1 protein-coding gene is annotated in these 1,025 nt (G+C 79.7%); it reads right to left on the bottom strand.

Annotation, left to right across the window (positions count from 1 at the left end):
- Positions 1-1,006 (bottom strand): lytic murein transglycosylase (locus DVA66_RS20660; RefSeq protein ID WP_232822109.1); only part of this gene is annotated, 1,006 nt, incomplete at its 3' end.
- Between the last annotated feature and the right edge of the window lie 19 nt (positions 1,007-1,025).

Genomic DNA, 1,025 nt, shown 5'->3' with positions numbered 1-1,025 from the left:
GGCTCGGGCTCGGCGACCCGGACGGGCTCGGGCTCGGCGACCCGGACGGGCTGGGGCTGGGCGATCCCGACGGGCTCGGGCTCGGGGAGGTCGAGGGGCTCGGGGAGGTCGAGGGCGTCCCGCTGGGCGACGGCGACGGGGTCGGCGTGCTCGACGGAGCGGGGCTGGGTGACGGCGAACCGGAGGGGCTCGGGTCGGGCGAGCCGGACGGGCTCGGGTCCGACGGATCGGGGTGCGGCTGGACCGTGGGCAGCGCGACCCGTCCGTCGCGGTAGGCCTCGGCGATGCCGAGCACCAGGGCGACGTACTCCGCGGAGTGGTTGTAGCGCAGCACCGCCGCCTCGGCCCCGGCGCGGGTGCCGAGGTCGCCGGGGCCCGCGCACAGGTACCTCGCCGCGGCCAGCGCCGCGTCGTCGAGGTCGTGGGGGTCGCGCACCCCGTCTCCGTCGCCGTCGGCGGCCACCCCGGCCCAGGTGGAGGGGATGAACTGCATCGGCCCGACCGCCCGGTCCCACACCGGGTCGCCGTCCAGGCGTCCGCCGTCGGTGTCGCGGATCGCCGCCACCCCGGCCGAGCCGTCCAGCGGGACGCCGATGATCCGCGGTGAGGTGCGGCCGTCCGCCCCGACCACCGAGCCGCCGTGGCGTCCGTGGTCGGACTCGACCCGTCCGATGCCGGCGAGCAGGGCCCAGTCGAGCCGGCAGGAGGGGTCGGTCCGGGCGAGCGCGTCGGCCGCTCCCCGGTAGGCGCGCAGGGCGGCCGCCGGCAGGTCGAGGTCGGTCACCTCGCTCGACGGGTCGGGCAGCGTCGCCGGGTCACGCTCCGGGCTCGCCGGGACGTCCGGGTCGACCGTCACCGGGTCGGCCGGCCCAGCACCCGCGGACGGTCCGGGCCCGGGGGTCGGCGTCCCGGTGGGCGACCGGCTCGGCAGGGTGCCTCCGGCGCGGTCCTCCGGCCCGAGCGTGCGGTGCGGACGCTCGACCGGGCCGGGCTCGGGCTCGACCACCGGCGGTCGCGGGGCCGGC

It is taken from the genome of Desertihabitans aurantiacus (assembly GCF_003344635.1).
GTDB classification, from domain to species: Bacteria; Actinomycetota; Actinomycetes; order Propionibacteriales; family Propionibacteriaceae; genus Desertihabitans; species Desertihabitans aurantiacus.
This window is presented reverse-complemented; position numbering and strand designations above follow the sequence as displayed.